Source organism: Variovorax sp. 54 (assembly GCF_002754375.1).
GTDB lineage: Bacteria > Pseudomonadota > Gammaproteobacteria > Burkholderiales > Burkholderiaceae_C > Variovorax.
In genome coordinates, this window is sequence record NZ_PEFF01000001.1 from 2920085 (window position 1) to 2941360 (window position 21276).

At 67.1% G+C, this 21276-nt stretch carries 16 protein-coding genes; 4 read left to right on the top strand and 12 right to left on the bottom strand.

The annotated features are described in order from the left end of the window. Positions 1 to 31: 31 nt before the first annotated feature. The 8 genes from tssH to CLU95_RS30635 all read right to left on the bottom strand — a co-directional run bounded on the left by tssH (position 32) and on the right by CLU95_RS30635 (position 9779). On the bottom strand, positions 32 to 2755 hold the full coding sequence (gene tssH, locus CLU95_RS13530; protein WP_099793836.1) for a type VI secretion system ATPase TssH: 2724 nt from the start codon (positions 2753 to 2755) through the stop codon (positions 32 to 34). A 40-nt stretch (positions 2756 to 2795) separates the two neighbouring features. After that, complete coding sequence (gene tssG / locus CLU95_RS13535; RefSeq protein WP_099793838.1) at positions 2796 to 3917, bottom strand: type VI secretion system baseplate subunit TssG; 1122 nt, start codon at positions 3915 to 3917, stop codon at positions 2796 to 2798. Then, the gene (tssF, locus tag CLU95_RS13540) at positions 3881 to 5731 is read right to left on the bottom strand and encodes a type VI secretion system baseplate subunit TssF (RefSeq protein ID WP_099793840.1); all 1851 of its coding nucleotides are present in this window, start codon (positions 5729 to 5731) and stop codon (positions 3881 to 3883) included. Before tssF ends, tssG begins: the two co-directional genes overlap by 37 nt. A 29-nt stretch (positions 5732 to 5760) precedes the next feature. Beyond that, positions 5761 to 6252 carry a type VI secretion system baseplate subunit TssE gene (gene tssE / locus CLU95_RS13545; protein ID WP_095747206.1) on the bottom strand — a complete coding sequence of 164 codons (492 nt, stop codon included), beginning with the start codon at positions 6250 to 6252 and terminating at the stop codon, positions 5761 to 5763. Positions 6253 to 6380: 128 nt separating this feature from the next. Further along, on the bottom strand, positions 6381 to 6893 hold the full coding sequence (locus tag CLU95_RS13550; protein ID WP_062474768.1) for an Hcp family type VI secretion system effector: 513 nt from the start codon (positions 6891 to 6893) through the stop codon (positions 6381 to 6383). Positions 6894 to 6973: 80 nt separating this feature from the next. Continuing rightward, a complete protein-coding gene (gene tssC / locus CLU95_RS13555; protein WP_099793842.1) occupies positions 6974 to 8464 on the bottom strand; it encodes a type VI secretion system contractile sheath large subunit in 1491 nt (496 codons plus the stop codon). 2 nt (positions 8465 to 8466) lie between these two features. Next, positions 8467 to 8982 carry a type VI secretion system contractile sheath small subunit gene (tssB, locus tag CLU95_RS13560; protein WP_099793844.1) on the bottom strand — a complete coding sequence of 172 codons (516 nt, stop codon included), beginning with the start codon at positions 8980 to 8982 and terminating at the stop codon, positions 8467 to 8469. Positions 8983 to 9104: 122 nt separating this feature from the next. After that, positions 9105 to 9779, bottom strand: a complete 675-nt coding sequence (locus CLU95_RS30635; RefSeq protein ID WP_143605994.1) for a hypothetical protein — start codon at positions 9777 to 9779, stop codon at positions 9105 to 9107. A gap of 217 nt (positions 9780 to 9996) precedes the next feature. On the opposite strand from CLU95_RS30635, the gene tssJ reads away from it, so the two are divergent. The 4 genes from tssJ to tssA all read left to right on the top strand — a co-directional run bounded on the left by tssJ (position 9997) and on the right by tssA (position 14008). After that, entirely contained in the window at positions 9997 to 10617 is a 621-nt protein-coding gene (gene tssJ / locus CLU95_RS13570) for a type VI secretion system lipoprotein TssJ (RefSeq protein ID WP_099793848.1), read from the top strand. Positions 10618 to 10696: 79 nt separating this feature from the next. Next, positions 10697 to 12043 carry a type VI secretion system baseplate subunit TssK gene (gene tssK / locus CLU95_RS13575; RefSeq protein WP_062481129.1) on the top strand — a complete coding sequence of 449 codons (1347 nt, stop codon included), beginning with the start codon at positions 10697 to 10699 and terminating at the stop codon, positions 12041 to 12043. 28 nt (positions 12044 to 12071) lie between these two features. After that, positions 12072 to 12854, top strand: a complete 783-nt coding sequence (icmH, locus tag CLU95_RS13580) for a type IVB secretion system protein IcmH/DotU (RefSeq protein WP_180288734.1) — start codon at positions 12072 to 12074, stop codon at positions 12852 to 12854. Next, complete coding sequence (tssA, locus tag CLU95_RS13585) at positions 12851 to 14008, top strand: type VI secretion system protein TssA (protein ID WP_099793852.1); 1158 nt, start codon at positions 12851 to 12853, stop codon at positions 14006 to 14008. The genes icmH and tssA overlap by 4 nt, the downstream gene beginning before the upstream one ends. Positions 14009 to 14064: 56 nt before the next feature. On the opposite strand, the gene CLU95_RS13590 is transcribed toward tssA, so the two are convergent. From CLU95_RS13590 to CLU95_RS13605, 4 genes are read right to left on the bottom strand one after another with little or no spacing between them, the layout of a single operon-like run. Beyond that, the gene (locus CLU95_RS13590; RefSeq protein ID WP_099793854.1) at positions 14065 to 14907 is read right to left on the bottom strand and encodes an OmpA family protein; all 843 of its coding nucleotides are present in this window, start codon (positions 14905 to 14907) and stop codon (positions 14065 to 14067) included. Positions 14908 to 14914: 7 nt separating this feature from the next. Beyond that, positions 14915 to 15898 carry a type VI secretion system-associated protein TagF gene (tagF, locus tag CLU95_RS13595; protein ID WP_099793856.1) on the bottom strand — a complete coding sequence of 328 codons (984 nt, stop codon included), beginning with the start codon at positions 15896 to 15898 and terminating at the stop codon, positions 14915 to 14917. Beyond that, complete coding sequence (gene tssM / locus CLU95_RS13600) at positions 15895 to 19755, bottom strand: type VI secretion system membrane subunit TssM (protein WP_257214619.1); 3861 nt, start codon at positions 19753 to 19755, stop codon at positions 15895 to 15897. Before tssM ends, tagF begins: the two co-directional genes overlap by 4 nt. Positions 19756 to 19779: 24 nt before the next feature. Then, the gene (locus CLU95_RS13605; protein ID WP_099793858.1) at positions 19780 to 21252 is read right to left on the bottom strand and encodes a hypothetical protein; all 1473 of its coding nucleotides are present in this window, start codon (positions 21250 to 21252) and stop codon (positions 19780 to 19782) included. Between the last annotated feature and the right edge of the window lie 24 nt (positions 21253 to 21276).

Consider the following 21276-nt stretch of genomic DNA (forward strand, 5'->3'; position numbering starts at 1 on the left):
GGTTCTCCCGTGGGCACGCGCCGTGCTGCGCCTAGGTGATCCGGTAGCGGGACTCGCCGCCCTTGCCACAGCTGGCCTTGATCTTCGCGAGCGGCGTCTCGTCGGCCATGCGCGTGAGCACGGCCTCGGCAATCTCGGGCAGCAAGGTGCCGTTGAGGATGTGGTCGACGTTGCGCGCGCCCGAGTCGACCTCGGTGCAGCGTGCGAGCACGGCCTCGACCAGCGCGTCGTCCCACTCGAACACGGCCTTGTGGTTAGTCGCGATGCGGTCGCGGATGCGGCCGAGCTTGAGCGCAATGATCTGCTCCAGCACCGCATCGGTGATCGGATAGAACGGCGCCACCTTCATGCGGCCGAGAAAGGCCGGCTTGAAGGCCTTCATGAGCACGGGGCGCAGGGCGTCGGCCAGCGCGTCGGGCGCGGGGCGTTCTTCATCGGTCTTGTTGAGACAGGCCTGCATGATCTGCGACGAACCGATATTCGACGTGAGGATGATCAGCGTGTTGCGGAAGTCGATCTCGCGGCCCTCGGCGTCGTCCATCATGCCCTTGTCGAACACCTGGAAGAACATCTCGAGCACGTCGGGGTGGGCCTTCTCGACCTCGTCGAGCAGCACCACGCTGTAGGGCTGGCGGCGCACGGCTTCGGTGAGCACGCCGCCTTCGCCATAGCCCACATAGCCGGGCGGCGAGCCCTTCAGGCCCGACACGCTGTGCGCCTCCTGGTACTCGCTCATGTTGATGGTGATGAGCTTCTTCTCGCCGCCGTAGAGGATGTCGGCCAGCGCGAGCGCGGTCTCGGTCTTGCCGACGCCCGAGGGGCCGACGAACATGAACACGCCGCGCGGCTTGTTGGGGTCTTCCAGGCGAGCGCTCGCGGTGCGCACGCGCTGGGCCACGGCGGCGAGCGCGTGGTCCTGGCCGATGACGCGCTCGGCCAGCAGCGTGTCGAGGGCACGCACGGTCTTGATCTCGTCCTTGACCATGCGGCCGAGCGGCACGCCGGTCCAGGCGGAGACGATCTCGGCGACGACGTGGCCGTCGACCTGCAGCGGGACCATCGGCGTGGTGCCCTGCAGTGCGCGCAGTTCGGCGAGCAGGGCGTCGAGCTGGTCGCGCGCGGGGTCTGCGGCGGCAGCGGTTTTCTTGCGGTTGGCGGCGCGGGCCGGGGCCTTCTCTGCCACTGCGGGCGCGGCTTCGGGCTGCGCAGCCGATTCATCGCGTTGGGCACGCAGCGCACGGATGCGTTCGACCAGCGCGTTCTCTTCGGCCAGACGTTGCTGGCTCGCGGCCAGCTCGGCCTGCAGCGCACTCTTTTGTTCCGCCAGTTCGGCAAGACGCGCTTCATGGCGCCCGCCGGCCGCGGTGTCGCGCACCAGCGCGGCGCTCTCGGCCTCGATGCGTTCGAGGCCACGATTGGCTTCTTCGATCAACGCCGGTGTCGCGCTCTGGCCGAGCGCCACTTTCGCGCACGCGGTGTCGAGCACGCTCACCGCCTTGTCGGGCAGCTGCCGTCCGCTGATGTAGCGGTGCGACAGGCGCACGGCCTCGGTGATGGCTTCGTCGAGCACGCGGATGTTGAAGTGCTTCTCCATCAGCGGCACCATGCCGCGCAGCATGGCGGCGGCCAGCGTTTCGCTGGGCTCCTCGACCTTCACGACCTGGAAGCGCCGTGCGAGCGCCGCGTCCTTCTCGAAGTATTTCTTGTATTCGCCCCAGGTGGTGGCGGCGATCGTGCGCAGCTCGCCGCGCGCGAGCGCGGGCTTGAGCAGGTTGGCCGCGTCGCTCTGCCCGGCCTGGCCGCCCGCGCCGATCATGGTGTGGGCCTCGTCGATGAACAGCACGATCGGGTGCGGGCTCTTCTTCACTTCGGCAATGACGTTCTTCAGGCGGTTCTCGAACTCGCCCTTCACGCTCGCGCCGGCCTGCAAGAGGCCCATGTCGAGCGTGTGCAGCGCCACGGCGCGCAGCGACTCGGGAACGTCTTGTGCGGCGATGCGCAGTGCCAGCCCTTCGACCACGGCCGTCTTGCCGACGCCGGCTTCGCCCGTGAGGATGGGGTTGTTCTGGCGACGGCGCATCAGGATGTCGATGACCTGGCGGATCTCGGTGTCGCGGCCGATCACGGGGTCGAGTGCGCCGTCTTTCGCGCGCTGCGTGAGGTTGGTGGTGAACTGATCGAGCGCGGGCGTCTTGCCGGGCACGCCCGCGGCCAGCGGGTCGGCCGGCACTTGCTGCGCATCGCCTTCGGCCGCCGCGCCCGAGGCGCCGGCTTCGGCCGCTTCGCTCGAACCGTCGGTGAGCTTGTCGAAGTCGTGCTTCAGGTCTTCGAGACGGATCTTCGCGAACAGCGGAGAACCGCGCTGCGCGAGCTGTGCGAGGTCGGGCTGCGTGAGCAGCGCGAGCAGCAGATGGCCTGAGCGGATCTGCGCCGCGTGCGCGTCGAGCGAGGCCAGCAGCCACGCCTGCTGGAACAGCTGCTGCAGATGCTGCGAGAACACCGGCGTGCGCGTGTTGCCGTTCTTGAAGGTCTGGATCTCGCGCTCCAGGTCCGACTGGATCGCGCTGGCGCTGATGCGGTTGGCGTGCAGCACGCGCGCGAGGTCGTTGTCGGTCTGCTCCAGAAGCGCCAGGAACAGGTGCTCCAGGTCGACCTCGTAGTGGCCGTGGGCCAGGCACAGGTTGGCAGCGCGCTGCGTGGCCATGCGTGCGCTGGCGTTGAGCTTGGTGATCAGTGTCTTCAGCGAGGTGCTCATGAACGGTGGTTTTCTTCTGTCGGTCGTGTTCGTTGAAAGGTCACTGCAGGGGCTGAAGCTCGTACTGCGTGTCGCTGCGGTCGCTCTCGGCTTCGCAGGTGGTGATGAAGCTGTCCCAGCCGAGGTGGCTGCCGCCGCTGTCGCTGAGCTGCACGGCGGCCACTTCTTCGCGCGCCAGGATCAGGCGCACTTCGTATTCGCAGGTCACGCCGGCGAGCAGTGCCAGCATTTTTTCGAGCGCCTTCGCATGCGCGCGGCCCGGAAAGAACTCGCGCAGCGCGCTGCGCTTGAGCGGACCGATCCACAGGCGGATGCGCAGGTCGCGCTGCCAGATGCGTTCGCCCGCCATCGCGTTCTGGCCCAGGCTCACATTGCCCTCGCCCAGCTTGGAGCGCTGCTGCACGGGCATGTCGTACCACTTGCCGAGGAACTGTTCGATGCGAATGTGGCTGCGGAAGTAGTCCGACAGCACGCGCTGCAGGTAGGCCGCCGACATCGGCCGGTGGCGCACCGCAGCCGCATAGCCGGCCACGGTTTCGTCGAACACGGTGCCCGTGCCGTCGGTCAGCGGATCGCGCTGTGCCGTGTGCTCCAGCCCGGCCATCGACAGCAGCACCGGCAGGTAGGCGCGGCTGCGCTCGTGCTCGTAGTGCAGCGGCAGGCGGTACTTGCGCCAGGCCGCATAGAAGAGCGCGGCGGCGCGGTTGCTGAACACGTCGAGAAAGGCGCGCGCCGAGCTGTCGCGCAGATGCTGCTCGCGGCGCATCAGCATCTCGGTGTAGACGATGGGCAGAGCGCCCGATACGCCCAGCATGCCGAAAGACGCGGGCGTGAGTTCGATGCGGCTCAGGTCGTGCTCGTCCTCATGCGGCGCCGGCGGCTCGCACAGCTGCGCGCCCGACATCAGCTCGCCCACGGCGTCGCGCACCGCCAGCGCCTCGATCTCGCTGGGCGGAAAGTTCAGGCTCGTGGAGCTGCGAAAGCGCACCCAGCGCGGCACCATGCGCTCGCCGGGCACCAGGCGCTGGTGCACGTCGCGCTCCTGCCGCTTGAGCAGCATGAGCTCGATCAACCGCACCGCCTGGAAAAACTCGAAGCGGTAGGGTTCGCGCAGCAGCCTTTCGGCTACAGGAGGATCGATTCGCCGCTGCGGGGCTTGCATCGCACCAGCTCCTCCTTGTCGCGCGCCGAAACAATCACCAGTTGGGTGAAGCTGTTCAGGTGCACATAGAGACCGAAGAAATGGTCCATCACGCGGGCAAAGGCCTGCAGGCTGCTGCCCACGAAGCCGGTCTCGTCGACCGTGAGCCTGAGCTCGATGCCGCGCACGAAGGTCGCGAAGGGCTTGCCGGGCAACCACTGGGTGGTGGCCTGCTGCTCGATCGCGGTGATGGCCTCGATCTGCCGCGCCGACACGGCCGAGCGGCCCAGGTCGTACAGCCGCAGCATTTCCTTCAACGCCGGCAGCCCGCTGGTGGCCAGCGACAGGTGATTGAGCGACAGGTGCGACACCAGCCGCCACTGCACGCCCTTGCCGCGCGGCATGCGCAGCGTCTGCGTCGGGCGGCGCAGCATGCGGATCGAGCGCGCCACCGAGTTGCCCTCGATGAACAGGTCGCCGCCGGGCAGGCCGAAGGCCAGCGAGTGCGGCAGGTCGCGGTTGGTGCAGGTGAGGTCGATGCTCAGCGTCTCGGTCTGCGGCAGCGACGGCTGAAAGTCGATGTCGACGATCGAGAGCTCGGTTTCGTAGCCGGGGCTGCGCTGCGCCACGAGTTCGTTGCGCCGCGCAAACCAGTAGTGCTCGGCCTCCTTCGGATGCTCGCCGTGGTGCAGCGAATAGAAGGGCCTGAACTCGATGTACGCGTCGCCCTCGGCGGTCTGCTTCACGAGCTTGACCGAGTCGATGCTGTAGACCTCGAAGCCGAAGGCGCGGCGCGCATCGGCCACCACGGGGTACGCGGCGGCGGCGTGCGTGACGCGAATGGGGTCGCTGCGCTGCTTGAAGAGGTTGATGACGGGCGTGCAGCCCAGCCGCAGGTTGCGGCTCGACACGCCTTCGAGCAGCCGCGCCGTGGGCGAGTCGGCGCGCACGTCGGTCATCACCAGATGCAGCGTGATCGAGCGGCACGAGCCGATGTGGCGCAGCGCATTCGCCAGGTCGATGTCGACAAAGTTGAACTTCTCGGGGAACGCGAAGTACTCGCTCAGCAGGCGGTACGCGGGGTGCGAGCGCGCCGGCAGTTCGATGAGCGCATCGGCCTCGTCGAAGCCGACCGGATGCAGCGCCTCGCCCTGCACCAGCGTCCACTTGCCGCTGCGCTCGGGCTCCACGAAGACGGCAGCCGTCTTCAGGAAGATGGCGTCGGCCAGCGCCGTGGCCAGCGAGGGCTCGGCGTCGATGAAGGTGCGCAAGCGCGCCAGTGTGAGCGCCAGGGTGCCGAGCGACTTCTGCTCGCCGGTGGCCTCGAGCGTGACCGACAGGCATCCCGTGGCGTTGCGCGGCAGCGAGGCCTGCGCGGGCGCGTTGACCACCGAGTGGTAGACCACGTTCGACACCTGCACTGCTGCCAGCGTGACGTCGTACACGCTGCGAAAACGGCAGGCGCCGCCGCGCACGGGCTGCGAGGTGAGCTCGGTGCCGCGTGCGATGGTGATGGGCTTGCTGAGCTTGGCGAGTGCCGCGCCGCCGGCGTCGAACTGCGCGATGGAGCACGACGGAAAGGGCCGCAGGTAGTGCGGGTACATCACCTCGAGCAGCGCTTCGGTGAGCTCGGGGTAGTCGTCGTCGAGCTTCTTGCTGATGCGGGCCGTGAGCAGCGCGAACGACTGGATCATGCGTTCGACGTGCGGATCTTCGCTGGCGTCGGCCGAGATGGCCAGGCGCGCGGCGATCTTCGGGTAGCCCTTGGCGAACTCCTGCGAGTAGCCGCGCAGGAAGGCCAGCTCGCGTTCGTAGAAGGGCAGCAACTCGTCCATGGTGTGCGTCGTGTGCGCGGATCGTGGCGCTAGGCGTACCGGCTCTTGCCGGTGCCGCGGGTGATGGAGTACTGCAGCGTCGTGGGCTGCAGCATGGCGTCGAAGTTCACCGGCTCGGCCAGCTCGGGCAGCACGAGCAAGGCGGTGATTCCGAAATAAAGCATGTGGGTGCTGGCCTGGCCGTCGACCTCGAGCGACACCGAAACATCGCGCAGGCGCGACTCGTGGCGGGCAATGGCCTGCTCCAGCGAGCGGCAGATGAACGAACGGTCGTAGTGGCTGGCCAGGCTCAGGCCCGAGAAATCGCTCAGGCCGTAGGTCATGACGGAACGCCGGCACTCGGGGTAGGCCTCGAGCTTGGCGTCGTCGAAGACCATGCGCGTGTTGAGCAGGGACTCGAGGTCGCGTGCGACCACGTTCTTGACCTCGTCGAGCGACAAATGGCGCAGCACCGGCGAAGCCGGACCGCGCCAGTCGTCATCGAACAGCTTGTCGAGCAGGCCTGGTTCGAATCCTGTCATGGGTCACTCCCTGTCTCTCGCGTCGAGCAATGGGCAAGGCGCCGCGCGAGGGGCACGGCGCCGCGCGAGGGGCACGGCGCCAAAAAGAAACCGCGGCCTTCGCCGCGGTCGTCATTGCCCGACTGGCGTCAGACCGAGTAGGTCTTGTCGTTCTTCGTGAGGCTCCAGGCGCCTTGCGAGTTGCCGCCCTGGTTGCCGCCGATCTTCTGCTGCGTGTACTTCCACTGCACGGCGGCGTACTTCAGCGAGAAGGTCTCGCTCGGCACGCTGGCCACGTCGGTGCTCACGACCTTCGGGTTCACGCTGGCGATCAGCACGTACTTGAGCTTGATCTCCATGTACTGCACGCGCTTGCCTTCGCCGTCGGCACGGTAGAACTGCACCGTGACTTCGTCGAAGGTGGTGCCGCCCGACGCGTGCTGGTACAGCAGCGGGCTGACGACGTCCATGTCCTTCGTGAAGATCATCTCGCCGTGCTCGCAGCGCTCGGCGGTGTGGCCGCCGGCGGTCGACGCAGTGGCCGAGCGCGGTTGCACGATGCTGTGCTGCCACGAGCTGACTTCGATCCAGTCCTTGTGGTCCTTGTCCTGCGACTCGCCGTTGATGGCCGGGCTGCCGAACTTGACGTAGATATCTTTCATGTTTCTTCCCCTTCTTGATTGATTACTGACAGTTAACGTGTTGCAGCACGGCCCCTCGGCCGCGCACCCGATCTGCCTCCTTACTTATTCACTGACTTCGGCAGATCGGCGACCAAGCGCAGTGAAATAGACAGTTCATCCAGCTGGAAGTGCGGCCGCAGGAACGCGACCGCGCGGTACACGCCGGGCCGGCCGGGCACTTCGCCGACCTGGATGGCGGCTTCGCGCAGCGGGAATTGGGCTTTCTGTTCCTGCGTCGCGTTGTCGTCGAGCAGCACGTACTGCGCGATCCAGCGGTTCAGGAACTGTTCGACGTTGTGCGCTGAGGCAAAGCTGCCGATCTTGTCGCGCATCATGGCCTTGAGGTAGTGCGCGATGCGAGACACCGAGAAGATGTACTGCAACTGCGCCGACAGCACGGCGTTGGCGTTGGCGCTGTCGGTGTTGTACTTCTTGGCCTTCTGCAGCGACTGCGCGCCGAAGAACGCCGCGTAGTCGGAGTTCTTGCAGTGCACGAGCGGAATGAAGCCCAGGTCGCTGAGCTCTTTTTCGCGCCGGTCGGTGATGGCGATCTCGGTCGGGCACTTGAGGGCGATCTCGCCTTCGTCGGTCTTGAAGGTGTGCGTGGGCAGGTCTTCGACCAGGCCGCCACCTTCGACGCCGCGGATGGCCGCGCACCAGCCGAAGTCGTCGAACGCAGCCGTCAGGCGCGTGGCGAAGGCCCAGGCGGCGTTGCACCAGAGGTACTTGGCGTGGTCGGTGCCGTCGACGTCTTCGACGAAGTTGAAGCTGTCGACGACTGTGCCGTCACGCGGGTGATACGGCAGGCGGCCGAGGAAGCGCGGCAGCGTGAGGCCCACGTAACGCGAGTCTTCCGAATCGCGGAACGACTTCCACTTGGCGTACTCGACGGTGTCGAACACCTTGGCCATGTCGCGCGGCTTGCCCAGGTCGGAGAAGCTCTCCAGGCCCAGCAGCTCGGGCGAGGCCGCGCCGATGAAGGGCGCGTGAGCGGCAGCCGCCACGTGCGCCATCTGGTCCAGGAAGTACATGTCTTCCGGCTGGCGCGTGACGTCGAAGTCGCCCACCAGCGCGCCGAACGGCGCACCGCCGAAGGTGCCGAACTCTTCTTCGTAGACCTTCTTGAACATCGCGCTCTGGTCGAACTCGACGGCGGCCTTGAAGTCGCGGATCAGGTCGCGCTTGGTGGCATTGATGACCTTGATCTTGAGCATCGTGCCGGTCGGCGTTTCCTTGACCAGGTACTCCAGGCCGCGCCAGGTGCTCTCGAGCTTCTGGAACTCGGGCGCGTGCATCACGGCGCTGAGCTGCGCGGAGATGAGCGCGTCGAGGTCGGCCACGCGGGCGTCGATCATGGCCGACACGTTGTCGGAGACGATCACCGAGCCTTCGAGGACCTGGCTGACGAGTTCGCCGATGAGGTCCTTGGTGCGCGTGTGTTCCACGTCGGACTTGGCGACCTTGCTCTTCTCGACGATCTGGTCGAGCAGGTCGACCGTGGCTTCCGATGAAGCGGCACCGCTCGATGCCGATAGTGCTTGCGCAGTCATGGTCAGCTTTCGTCCTTCTTGCCAACGCCTTGTCCCAGGCGCTGGAGTTGCTCGGTGTTGTTCAGCACGTCGGCCAGCAGGTCTTCGAGCTTGCTGTTGCCGGCCATCTTGTTGCGCAGGTCGGCCAGCTTGGTGCGCGCGTCGAGCAGGCGCTTGAGCGGCTCGATCTGCTCGACGACGGCTTCGGGCGAGAAGGCGTCCATCGAGTTGAAGGTGAGGTCGACGCCGAAGCTGCCGCCGCGTCCGTCGAGCTTGTTCGGCACCTGGAAGGCGGCACGCGGGGCCACGCCCTTCATGACGTCGTCCATGTTGTCGCGGTCGATGCTGACGAACTTGCGGTCCTTGAGCTTGGGCTGCTCCACCTCGGACTGGCCCGCCAGGTCGGCGATCACGCCGACGACGAAAGGCAATTCCTTTTTCTCGATGGCGTCACCGAGTTCCACGTCGTACGTGAGTTGCACGCGCGGCGGACGCACTTTTTGAAGCCGCTTCTGCACGCTCTGTCTTTTGGTCGCCATAAGTTTCAATACCTTCGCAATAGGACTGAGAAACGAATTAAAAAGTTGTACGGCTCATTCCGAAAACCGCACGCCCATTCGTTAATACATTGGTTCAAGAAACCAATTCAAAAACAAAACAATTACTTGAGGGCGTCAAATGGATTGCCGCCACCCGCGCGCGCGGCGGGCGGGGCAGGTGCCGGGCGCGGCGCGGCGACCGGGGCCGGGGCGGGCCGTGCGGCGGCGACCGGGGTCGGCGCTGCGGCAGACGATGACGAAGGCGCGGGTGCCGGGCTGGGTGCCGCGGCGCGGCGCGTGGGCGTCGGCCGGGCTTCGGGGCCGGCGGGCACCAGGACCGACAGGCCCAGGGTTTCGCGCAGCAGGGCGGCCAGACGGTAGGCGTCGGCGTTGGCGTCGCCGCTCAGGCTGCTGTCCTTGCCCAGGTCCTCGATGGAGCGGGCCGCAAGGCGCAGGCCGCCCACGGCGGTGATGCTCTTGGCCTGGCGGCTGGTGGGGTCGCGGCGCAGCGACTCTTCGGCGGCCGAGATGGCCAGGCTGTAGCGGCCCTCGTTGAAGTAGATCTGCGCGATGCGCGACCACGGCTCGCCGCGGGTCGGGTTCTCGGTGGCGATCTGCTGGTACTGGCGGACGACGGGCGCCTTGTCACCGGTGGCGGCTGCCGCGGCGGCATCCGCATCGGCCAGGCTCTTGTTGTAGGCCGCGGTGGCCTGGGCAACGGCCGCGTCCGGCGTGGTGGTACAGGCCGACAAAAGCACGGTGGCCGCAATGGCACCGGCAATCATCGTGCGCGTCATGTTTTTTCGAATCGACACATTCCCCCCTGATCTGACTTTTTAGCAGGCCGCAATCATTCATTAAATTGCGACCGTTGACAATAACAATACACGATACTACAGCCGCGTGGATGGCAAATGACGGGAGCGGATTAATGCTAATTTCCTAATCGAAAGTCATTTTCGAAATCGATTAATCCTATTTGGTCCATCGGAATATTGTTACGACTCGCTTTTAATGAAAATATTAATTACATCTGGCGCGCTGCTGGCCGCGTTGATGCTCGGCGGGTGCAGTTCGCCGGCGCTCACGATCGCCAACATCGCGCTCGAGGCGAGCGGGCTGAAGAAGCCCGAGCTGCCCGAGTCGCAGAAGCCCCCGCGCAAGGTGACGATGTCGATCGCCGCGGGCAAGAACCTCAACGCCGACAGTCGCAACCGCCCGCTGGCCGTGGTCATGCGCATCTACAAGCTGAAGGAAACGACGGGCTTCTACCAGTCGTCCTTCGATGCCTTCGTCACGCCGGGGCGCGACAAGACGCAGCTGGGCGACGACCTCGTCGAGAGCCGCGAGATCACGCTCATTCCCGACCAGCAATACACCTGGACCGAAACCGTGCCGCGCACCGCCAACGCGGTGGCCGTGGTGGTGCTGTTCCACTCGCCCGACGCGCAGCGCTGGCGCTTCGCCTTCAACGCCGCGGACGCCGAGAAAACCGGCGTCGTGATGGGTGCGCATGCCTGCGCGCTTACCGTCACGACAGGCGCGGTGGTGGGCCAGCAGAACGCACAAGGCGCGGCCCCCACGGGCGCGCTCAACCTGTTGGGGCCGGTGACCTGCCGGCCCTCGCCCGCCTGATCTGCACCGACGACGGGCCTGTCCGAGTCGACACGACGATGCGATACATTCAAAAAAAATTGTGGGGAGTTGATCCGACGTGAGCTACGCAGCCAAGGTCCTCTGGGGAGAGGGCTTGTTTCTACGCCCCCAGCACTTTCAGCGCCAAGACGCGTACCACGAGGCGCGCCTGCGCGCCACGGCGCAGACGCTGCATCCGTACTTCTGGGGCGTGCGCTCCATCAGCTTCGACCTCGATGCGCTGGCCAGCGGCATGCTGCGCGCCTCGCAGTTGTCGCTGGTGTTCCCCGACGGTGAGCCCTACGCGGCGCCGCAGGCCGACGCGCTGCCCCCGCCCATCTCGCTGGACACCCTGAGCCCGGGCCAGAACGAGATCACCTTCTACCTGGTGCTGCACCCGGTGAAGGAGCTCGGCAAGAACTACACCGACCCCAACGAAGAAGGCTTTGCCGCGCGCTACACCAGCGACGCGACACAGTCGCTCGACCTGTACACCAACGCCGTGAGCGCCGAGGTGGTGTTCCTGCGCAAGAGCGTGAAGCTGCTGGCCGATACCGAGCCGCGCGAGCAGTTCGTGTCGATCCCCGTGATCCGCATCCGCCGCACCGCCGCGGGCGGCTTTGAAATCGACCGCAGCTTCGTGCCGCCGTGCACCAGCATCGACGCCTCGCCCACCGTGTTCCAGCAGCTGCGCCGGCTGCTCGACGTGCTGCAGGCCAAGGTCAATTCGCTGTACGGCATTCACCGTGAGCCGAGCAAGAACATCATCGAGTTCCGCTCGGGCGACATCGCCTCGTTCTGGCTGCTGCACACGGCCAACTCGGCGTTTGCGTCGCTCTCGCACCTGTTCCATCACCCGTCGCTGCACCCGGAGCGGCTGTTCCAGGAGCTGCTGAGCCTGGCCGGCGCGCTGATGACGTTTGCCAAGACCTACTCGCTGAACGACCTGCCGGTGTACGACCACGAGAAGCCGGGCCCGGCCTTCGCCGAGCTCGACCGCATCGTGCGCGACCTGCTCGACACCGTCATCTCCACGCGTTACTTCGCCATTGCGCTCACCGAGACGCGCAACGCCTTCTACCTGGGTCGCCTCGACTCCGGAAAGATCGACGAGAAGACCGTGTTCTACATGTCGGTCACCGCCAGCATGCCGGCCGCCGAGCTGGCCGAGGTGGTGCCGCAGCGCTTCAAGATCGGCGCGCCCGAAGACGTCGACAAGCTCGTGCTCTCGGCCATGCCGGGCGTGCGCATCGTCTACGCGCCGCAGGTGCCGCCGGCCATTCCGATCCGCGCGGGCGCCTGCTACTTTTCCATCGACAGCAAGAGCCAGCTGTACGACCGCATGCTGCAGGCGCAGAGCGTCACCATCTACGCGCCGGCCGGCATCCCCGACATGCAACTCGAACTGATCGCCGTGACCGGCTGATCCGCCTGATCGTATGAACACCACCACCCTGAACAAGGCCCCTTCCCTGCTGGGCGGCGACGCGCCGCCCGCGTCGTTCACGCCCGCGGGCGTGGCGACCGGTGCCGATTCGAGCCTGCTCGACCTGCTGTACGACGGCTTCGTGATGCTGTTCCTGCTGAAGAAGAAGCAGCAGCCCGCCACCACCGAGCAGTTCCTCACGGGCATCCGCAACTACCTGGGCGAGTTCGAGCGCAACGCGCGCAAGCTCGATGCCACGGCCGAGCAGATCCACGCCGCCAAGTACGCCTTCTGCGCCACGGTCGACGAGTTCGTGCTATCGGCGCCCGAGTTCGCGATTCGCTCCGAATGGGAGCGCCGGCCGCTGCAGCTCACGCTGTTCGGCGACCAGCTGGCGGGCGAGAACTTCTTCAACATGCTCGAGGTCGAGCGGGCCCACGGCGCCGCGCGCATCCAGACGCTCGAGGTGTTCTACATGTGCCTGCTGCTGGGCTTCCAGGGCAAGTACGCCATCGACGGCACCGAGAAGCTGGCCTACCTCACCGCGCGCGTGGGCGACGAGATTGCCAACGCACGCGGCAAGCGCACGCCGTTCGCGCCGCACTGGCCGCTGCCCGACCTCATCTCGCACTCGCTCAAGCGCGAGGCGCCGCAGTGGGTGGTGGCCGCGCTGTTCTCGCTCATCGGCCTGCTCGGCTTCGTCGGCCTCTCGGCGCACCTGGGCAGCACCACGCAGGGCGCGCTCGCGAGCTACCAGGACATCGTGAAGCTCGGCCCGCGCCAGGCCAACCTGACGATCTCATTGCCATGACGGTCGCGACGAACAGGCTCGACCCGTCGGCCCTGCTGGCCCCGATCTCGGAGGCCAAGCCTTGCGGCGAGGACATGCTGTTCTCGCGCGAGTTCGACGCCATCCAGGAAGCACGCAAGCACGACGACCCCTCGCTCGAACAGGGCGAATGGGTCATCGAGCTGAAAGAGGCCAACTGGCCCTTCGTGATCGCCGAGTGCGACAAGCTGCTGCGCGCCTCCACCAAAGACTTGCGCCTGGCCGTGTGGCTCACCGACGCGCTGGCCAGCCAGCGCGGCTTCGAAGGGCTGGCCGATGGTTATCGCCTGCTCACCGGCCTGTGCCGCCAGTACTGGGACGAACTGCATCCGCAGCCCGAGGGCGGCGACATCGAGATGCGGATCGGCACCGTCACCTGGCTGATCTCGCGCTCGGTCGAGCTGCTGCAGCGCGCGCCCATCGTGAGCGACGGCAGCACCGGCCACAGCGCGCTGGTCTGGGAGACCGCACTGGCGCTCGACCAGGCCATCCGCCGCACGCCGGCGCAGGCCGACGAGCTGCAGCGCAACAAGGTGACGGTCGACCAGTTCGACCGCCTGCGCCGCGCCACGCCCGCGAAGTTCCTGCAGAAGACGCACCGCGACGTGCACGCCTGCGAGCAGGCGCTGGCCGAGTTCGAGGCCGTGTTCGACGAACGCACCGCCTCCAACGGCCCGAGCTTTCGCGCCGCGAAGGACGCGGCCACGGCCATCCGCCAGACCGTCGAGCGCTTTGCGCGCGAGGCCGGCGTGCCGATCGACAACGGCGCAGCGCCACAGGCGCCCGCTGCTGCACCGGCCGCCAGTGCACCGACGGCTCCTTCACGCATCGAACCCGTCTTCGACGCCGCCATGCCCCATTCACCACCCTCGTACCACGCGGTCGCGCACGCACCCGCCGCGCAGCCGCCCGGCATCCACAGCCGCGCGCAGGCCATCGCGCAGCTCAAGGAAGTGGCGGCGTATTTCGAGCAGACCGAGCCTTCGAGCCCGGCCGCCTACATGGCGAACAAGGCCGCACGCTGGGCCGACATGCCGCTGCATGCCTGGCTGCGCAACGTGATCAAGAACGAGCAGGAGCTGGCCCAGCTGGTGGACCTGCTCGACCTGCCGAAGGGCGACGACGAGTCACGCTGACTTCGCGACTTCCCGCTGAGCGACAGAAGAAAGGCCCGCGTTGCGGGCCTTTTTCGTTAGCGTCCGACGCGGAACTCGATGCGCCGGTTGCGCGAGCGCCCCTCGTCGGTCGCATTGCTCGCCACCGGCTGGTCCGGGCCCACGCCCGAGGTCGAGAGCGTCATCGGATCGATGCCCTTGCCCACCAGGTAGCCCTTGACCGATTCGGCACGCGACTGGCTCAGCGCCAGGTTCGACGTGCGATTGCCGGCGTTGTCGGTGTGGCCCACCACCGCCACCGACTTGTTGGTGAGCTTCTGCAGGATCGGCGCCATCTCGTCGAGGATGGCGCGGCCCTTGCCCGTGAGCGTGGCGCTGCCCAGCTCGAACTCGATGGTGCGGTTGCCCAGCACCTGGTCGACCGCGATCTGCTCCGACACCGGCACGCGCAGGCTGTTCTTGATGGTGTAGGTCGGGTTGAGCGCGTTCGCCATGTCGCTCACGATCTTCTGGCGCAGCGCCTCGTTGCCGACCTCGCCGCTCAGCGCCATCTGGGTGCCCTCGATCTGGAACTGGCCGCGGTGGATGTCCTTGAGCGAAGGCGTGATCAGCCGCTGCACGTTGGCGGCCCAGTTGGCCGGCATGCTGACGGTGCTCACCACCTCGATCTTGTCGATCACGCCGCTGGGGCCGTAGATGCGGCGCAGCGCCTCGATGACGGCGGCGCGCGTGGCCTCGTCGGGCACCTGCCCGCCGGCCACGACCGGCTCGCCCTTGCCGACGGCCGCAACCGTGGTCTCGACGCGCGCGGCGGTGGTGCCCGCCGCGGGTTGTTGTGGTGGTTGCTGGGCCTGCACGGCCGGCACGAGCGCGAGCCCGCAGGCCATGGACAGCACGAGAACGCGCAAAGAACAATTCATGACCGTGTCATTCCCCGATGAAGACTTCGCGAAAGGCGCTGAGCACGATGTCCAGCGGCAGCTGCGGCTGGTCGAGGTAGCTCACCAGCTTGAACATCGCGTAGTTGCTGTGGATGGTGTCCTCGACCCACTCCGGGTTGTCGATGTCGATGTTGTGCTCGGTGTAGACCTGCGGGTGCAGCACGCTCTGCAGGCTGCGCGGTGACAGGCCGTTGAAACCGATCACCAGCCGCGCGCGGCCGTCGATCTCGGTGACCAGCAGCACCAGCTCGAAGTCGGCCTTGGCCAGAAACTGCGACACCATTTCGAGCCAGAAGGTGGCGATCAGCGAGCGGTCGACCGGGTCGCGCGGCAGCGGCAGCGTGAGCCCCTTGTCCAGGTGCGACACGGCGCTGGCCATCACCGGCTGCAGCAGCAAACCAAGCGCCAGGATGGCACGGCGCAGCGACACCTTGTGGCCGTCGAAGTTGAGCATCTGCTCGATGCGCAGCAGGCTGGTGTCGCGCGTGAAGGCGGCATAGGTGGCGCGCGAGGCCGACTTCTTGAAGCCGGTCTCGATGGCCGGATCGATGGCCTCGAACTTCTTCAGCTCGCTGTCCAGGTCGGTGCCGGCCGCCAGCGACTGCACCTGCACCGCCATGCGGTCCCAGTAGGGGCCGACGAGCATCGGCGCGCCGCGCATGAAGTCGAGCGCCTCGTCCACGTCCACCGAGGTGGCCGCCAGGAACGGGTAGCGGCGCGACGACTCGTCGCGGCTCGCACGCAGGTGCCCCGCAATCGCCACGCGGCTGCGCGAGCCCAGGCACACGAAGTGCATCGGGGCCGCGTTGTCGTAGATCAGCTTCCAGCGCGGGTCTTCCGACAGCATCTCCATGGTCTGCGACAGCCAGTGGTCGAACACCTTGATGAGCTGCGGGTTGTACAGGCCCTTCACGAAGTCGCCGCGACCGGGCAACTTGCCGAAGTAGCACAGCTGTTGTGGCGCGCTCATTTTCCTGCTCCCCCTGCCTGCACCGGCACTTGCGCCGGCGCCTGAACTGCCGCTGCTGCGCGCGGCACACCAATCTCCGCGACCGTCGGCGGCAGCACCGTGCCGCGCAGGCCCTTGCCTTGCGGCGAATCGCCGCCCGAACCGGCCGACTGCGTGTTCTGGATCACGCGCAGCTTGACGGTCACGCTCGCGTTGTCGCGCGCCCACGTGAGCTCGAAGCTGCCGTCGGGCAACTTCGTGCGCTGCGCCGTGCTCAGCAGGCGCTCCAGGCCGAAGTTGCCTGGCTCGTTGATCAGCTCGACCGTGCGCCCGTCGAAGGTGACGGCGGTGATCTTCGCGCCCGGCGTGCCCTGTGCGTTGGGCCAGACAAAGTTGGACCACTGCGGCGGCGTGTTGCGGTAGCGCAGCTGCTGGCCGTCGATTTCCACCATGTATTCCGTGAGGCCCGACACGGGCTGCGGCAGGATCTGGAACAGCGTCTGCGGCTGCGCGCTGCCGCCGGCACCGGCCGCAGCACCGCCCGACAGCGGCGCCACCCACTGCGCAAAGCCGTTCACGAAATCGGGGCTCAGCGTGAGGCCCTGGTCGCCCCAGGCGCGCGGCGACAGCAGGTCGCCGCGGCGGATCACCAGCGAGCCCAGCGTGGTCGTCACGAACTTGCCGATGGCACCTTCAGGCCCGAAGAACTGCGCGATTTCCGCCGGCGAGGCCTCGATCTTCGCGCTCGCCGAGAACGGGTACTTGGTGGCCAGCGACTGCTGGAACGGCTGGTGCACCTGCGCGCTCCAGATCTTGTTGACCTCCACCGCCGTCGGCTGCACCGTCACCGCGTACGCCTGCAGCAGCGGCCGCACGAGCAGCGGACGCAGCGCCTGGCGTTGCGCGGCGTCCATGCCGGTGAGCATCTGCTCGTCGACGTACTTGAGCGCGTCGGCCAGTTCGGAGCCGTTGCCTTCCAGCGTCTGCTGCATGAGCTGGCGCGCACCCGGTCCGGGGTCGCCCTGGTTCTTGATCTGGTTGAAGCGCCCGCGCAGCTTGGACAGCGTGCCCAGGTAGCCGCGCAGCAGCGAGGTGTTGTCGCGCTCGACCACCAGGCGCGCCACGCCCGCGAACTCGCGGCCGATCGGGCCCATCGGGATTTCCGTGGCGCCGCCGTTGAGGTCGACGTTCACGTTGACCTGCGACGGCGTGGCGCGGCTGAAGAGGCGCTTGAACCAGTTGAAGGCCCCGGTGCGCGCCTGCTGCAGGCCGGCGTTGACCAGCGAGGGGTTGTCCCACGAGGTCTGGTCGTACACCGTGTCGAAGACCTTGCGAATCGGCGAGTTCTGCGGATCGCCGAGCTGGTTCATCGCGACCACGGCCTGCTCGAAGCTGCCCATGTCCTTCACCGCGATGCCCTGCAGGAAGCGCTGCCACTCCTTGGCGTACTCCAGCTTGTACATGGTGGCCAGCGTCTTGCGGATCTGCTCCGGGCTGCCTTCGAGCGTCAGGTCGTCGTTGCCGGCGACGTTGAGCACCCAGTCCTTGCTCGAGGTTTCCTTGTTCGCGGCGTCACGGATCGCGTCGTCCACGTACTGCTGCCAGGCCTCGCGCGTGAACGCGCCCGAGATGGCGACGCTGCCGGCCAGGGTGCCTTCGCTCTCGGCACTGCTCGCCGTGGCCCCGAGGATGCGCGCCACGGTCATCGGCGCGAAGCGCGTCGAAGCGCGCGCCTTGATCTCGGCGTACACGCGTTCGCGTGCCGGCATGCCGCGCACCACACGGCGCAGGTTGTCGCGCGTCTGTTCGACCAGCGCGAGGTTGGTGTCGGCCAGCGCGGGCCAGTTGTCGTCGCCCACGCGGCGCAGGTAGAAAGTGATCATGCGTTCGGCGTCACGAATGACCGCCGCACGCGGCATGTCGCCGCGGTTGCTCTCGAGCCAGCCGCGCCAGAAGCGCGAGATCTGATCGGTGAGGTGCGCCGTTTCCACCTGCCGCTTGTCGGACAGCATGAGGTAGGTCTTGAGCGCGTTGTAGGCGTCCTGCACGTCGGCCGGCGAAGAGCCGGCATACAGGCCGCCGCCTTCCGGCGCTGCGGCGGGTGCCGTGGTGGTCGCAGCACCTGCGACCGGCAGCGGCGCGGGCGCCGTGCCGCCCGTCAGCGCGGCCACCGCATCGGCGCGCTTCAGGCGGTCGGGATGTGCATTGACGTCGCGCAGGAAGGCCTGCAGGTTGTCCGACACCGGCGCGAGCATGAGCTGCTTCACGCCGCCGTAGTACTCGGCCACGAGCTTGTCTTCGAGCTGGTTGCCCTGGTACAGGCCCAGCGACAGCGACAGCGGCCGGTCGTTGCGGAATTTCTCGAGCTGCTCGATGCGGTCCTGCAGGATGTTCAGCGCCTCGAAGCGCGTGCGCAACCCGTTGTCGCTGGCCTGCAGCTTGACCACCTTGTCGAGGTCGGCCTGCACGTTCTCCACCAGCTGGCGGTTGCCGAGGTACGACCAGGTCCAGCCGCCGAGCAACAGGCCCAGCACGGCGACGAAGGCGAAGAAGCTCACGTAGCGCACGCGCGCCTTCACGGGGCTGGAGAACTGCCGCACCGTCTTCTTGTCGGCAAAGATCACCTTGGAGAACAGGTCGCGCAGGAAGAACCCGTTCTGCGAATAGATTTCCTTCGACTTGGTGGCCGCGTTGCTCAGCGTGAGCCCGAAGCGCTTGGCGATGCGCTCGGTCGACAGGCTGCGCATCGTGCCCTCTTGCAAGGCGCTGGTGAAATAGAAGCCGCGGAACACCGGCTTGTGCTGGAACGGGTTGCTCTCGAACAGCGTGGCCAGGAAGGCGCGCAGCGCGGGCTTGATGGCCGCGAACTCGAGCGGGAAGATCAGCAGTTCGGGCGACGGGTCGCTGCTGCGGTGGTTCGCGAAGTGCGAGACGCTGATTTCCTTCAGGCCCATGTAGAGCTCGTCGAAGCGCTTGTCGAACAGCGCCACGGCGTCCTGCTTCTCATCGCCGTCGTAGGGCAGCGAGGCGCCCCACACGCGGTCTCGCTCCATCTTGTCGCTGTCGCCGAAAAATTCTGCAAAACCGGTGATCAGGTCGGCCTTGGTGAACATCACGTAGACCGGCGCGAACACCTCGAGCCGCTCGGTGAGTTCCTGCATGCGCTGACGCAGGTTCTTCGCAAGCTGGATCGCGAAGTCGGGCCGGCTGCCGATCAGTTCGGGAATGCTCGCCGTGATGATGATGCCGTTGATGGGCGCCTTCGGCCGGTACTTCTTGAGCAGGTCCAGAAAGCCGAACCACTCCTTGCGGTCTTCCTGGTGAATGGAATAGCGGCCCGCGGTGTCGAGCACGATGCCTTCGGTGGTGAAGAACCAGTCGCAGTTGCGCGTGCCGCCGATGCCCTGGATCACCGCATTGCCCTTGTCGGCGAACGGAAACTGCAGGCCCGAGTTCAGGATGGCGCTGCTCTTGCCCGCCGCCGGGTTGCCGATGACCATGTACCAGGGCAGCTCGTACAGCGCCTCGCTGCCCGACATCTGCCCGATCTTCGAGGTCTTGATGGTCTTCACGGCCTCGACCATGCGCCCGCGCAGCTCGTCGATCTCGGCCTTGCGCTCGGGGTCGCTGTCGCGCACGGCCGCATCGGCCTGGTCCTCGAGCATGTCGCCGAGCTTGCGGTTGGCCGCGCGCGTGCGCATGCGCCGCACGAACCACACGAGCAGCCACAACAGCAGCAGCACCACGAAGATGCCGACCGCCCAGATCGCGCCGACTTCGAGCGTCTGCGCCCCGAGCAGCAGGAACGCGCCGAGCGCGATGGCGCCGATCACCGACAAGGTGCGCGGATCGGCCAGGAAACTGAAGAATCGCCGCATAGAAGTTTCTGGAATCGGTCCTGTTTAAGTAGCGGATGACGCGAGGCTCGCCGGGCCGGCCAGCAAGGCCGTTCGGGCGTGCGCGTCCTGCACGGAAATGGCGAGCACATGCCGGACTTCGCGCGCGGCCAGGTGGCACGCGAGCACGACGGCGCTCATGTCGGCCGCAGCCCCCAGGTGACCCAGGGTGGCGCAGACAGACAGGTTGTTTTCGAAGGGCACATGGGGCAGCCGCTCTTGCACGAGCCTGGCCACTTCGGTGACGCGGCTGGTGCGGTGGTCGGCGTCGCTCACGACCCAGTCGACCTGGACGGTCTCGAGGGCCGCGCTCGCCAGCAGGCGCTGCGCGAACAGATCGAGCAGGCTCGCATCAGGGGTGCGCGCCGTGTCGGCCGAGGTGTCGCGCTGCCCGCTCGCGCTGCGCGACAGCCGCACAGCCTGGGCCGGTGCCAGCAGTGCATCGTCGGCGCGCACGAGCAGCAGGCCCGCGGCGGCTTCGCCGGGCACACGGCCCTTGCGGCGCGTGGCGGTGTACAGCAGGCCCTCGGTCTCCCAGCGCGCGATGCTCGCTTCGGACACCGAGGAGTCGGCCGCCAGCGCGATCCACAGTGCGGGCCGCTGCTCGCGATGCAGCGACAGACTGATGCGGTCGAGCAGCGCCATGCCGGACACGCCGTCTTCGCTCTTGAAGCAGTCGACATGCCAGCGCTGCGACGCATCGCCCTCGCGCACGCGCTGTTGCACCCACTGCGTGGCGATGACGCGTTCGCTCTCGCTCCATGCGCCCGGCAACAGCAGCGAGAGGCTCAGCTGCGGCGCCGCCGCCGGCCCGGGAATGACGCCACCACTGGAGACGAAGCGCCCGGGCGCGCGCACCGACAGCGCATCGCCGGCGTTCGCGATCGCCTCGGCCGCGGAACCCAGCAGCTCCTGCAGCACGTCGGACATGAGATGGATGGCGCGCAGCCGGTCGTCGGGCAATGCATCGACATCGAAAGCTTCGCCCGCAGGTTGCAGGCTTTCGCGCAGATGCTCGCGCAGTTCGTTCTCGTCGATGCCTTCGACGCGGCCCGCGATGACAGGGAAGCCTTCGCCGTCGCGCAGTTCGGGCACCAGCTCGGGCGTCTGCGCCTGGCCGATCGCCGTGGCCACCGTGTCGGCATCGCTGCCGCGTGGTGTGCGAAGGGCGAAGGCGAGCACCGCCATCTGCAGGCGCTCCTGCGAGGCATCGGGTGCTGCGGCATTCGATGAGGCGGCGCCGCCAGCGGCCACCGTCGCGCCACCCACGGGCAGCGCAGCAGTCGGGGCGGCCGTGAAGATGCGGCGCAGCACCACATAGAAGAGCATCAGCGCCAGCGGCAGCACCACGAGGTAGAGCACGATGTCGCTCGTGCTCGGCATGCGCGCCGTGTACTGCCAGTAGACGATCACGAGCACCCACACCGTGATGAACACGGCGCAGGCCAGGAGCACGGGCTTGATCAGTCGCGACAGCATCAGGAACCCGTGGAGGCCTTTGTC

Excerpts from the sequence above, each read along its gene's own strand:
- tssH (WP_099793836.1), bottom strand. The coding sequence starts at position 2,755 with ATGAGCACCTCGCTGAAGACACTGATCACCAAGCTCAACGCCAGCGCA.
- tssG (WP_099793838.1), bottom strand. The coding sequence starts at position 3,917 with ATGCAAGCCCCGCAGCGGCGAATCGATCCTCCTGTAGCCGAAAGGCTG.
- tssF (WP_099793840.1), bottom strand. The coding sequence starts at position 5,731 with ATGGACGAGTTGCTGCCCTTCTACGAACGCGAGCTGGCCTTCCTGCGC.
- tssE (WP_095747206.1), bottom strand. The coding sequence starts at position 6,252 with ATGACAGGATTCGAACCAGGCCTGCTCGACAAGCTGTTCGATGACGAC.
- CLU95_RS13550 (WP_062474768.1), bottom strand. The coding sequence starts at position 6,893 with ATGAAAGATATCTACGTCAAGTTCGGCAGCCCGGCCATCAACGGCGAG.
- tssC (WP_099793842.1), bottom strand. The coding sequence starts at position 8,464 with ATGACTGCGCAAGCACTATCGGCATCGAGCGGTGCCGCTTCATCGGAA.
- tssB (WP_099793844.1), bottom strand. The coding sequence starts at position 8,982 with ATGGCGACCAAAAGACAGAGCGTGCAGAAGCGGCTTCAAAAAGTGCGT.
- CLU95_RS30635 (WP_143605994.1), bottom strand. The coding sequence starts at position 9,779 with ATGACGCGCACGATGATTGCCGGTGCCATTGCGGCCACCGTGCTTTTG.
- tssJ (WP_099793848.1), top strand. The coding sequence starts at position 9,997 with ATGAAAATATTAATTACATCTGGCGCGCTGCTGGCCGCGTTGATGCTC.
- tssA (WP_099793852.1), top strand. The coding sequence starts at position 12,851 with ATGACGGTCGCGACGAACAGGCTCGACCCGTCGGCCCTGCTGGCCCCG.
- CLU95_RS13590 (WP_099793854.1), bottom strand. The coding sequence starts at position 14,907 with ATGAATTGTTCTTTGCGCGTTCTCGTGCTGTCCATGGCCTGCGGGCTC.
- tagF (WP_099793856.1), bottom strand. The coding sequence starts at position 15,898 with ATGAGCGCGCCACAACAGCTGTGCTACTTCGGCAAGTTGCCCGGTCGC.
- tssM (WP_257214619.1), bottom strand. The coding sequence starts at position 19,755 with ATGCGGCGATTCTTCAGTTTCCTGGCCGATCCGCGCACCTTGTCGGTG.
- CLU95_RS13605 (WP_099793858.1), bottom strand. The coding sequence starts at position 21,252 with ATGCTGTCGCGACTGATCAAGCCCGTGCTCCTGGCCTGCGCCGTGTTC.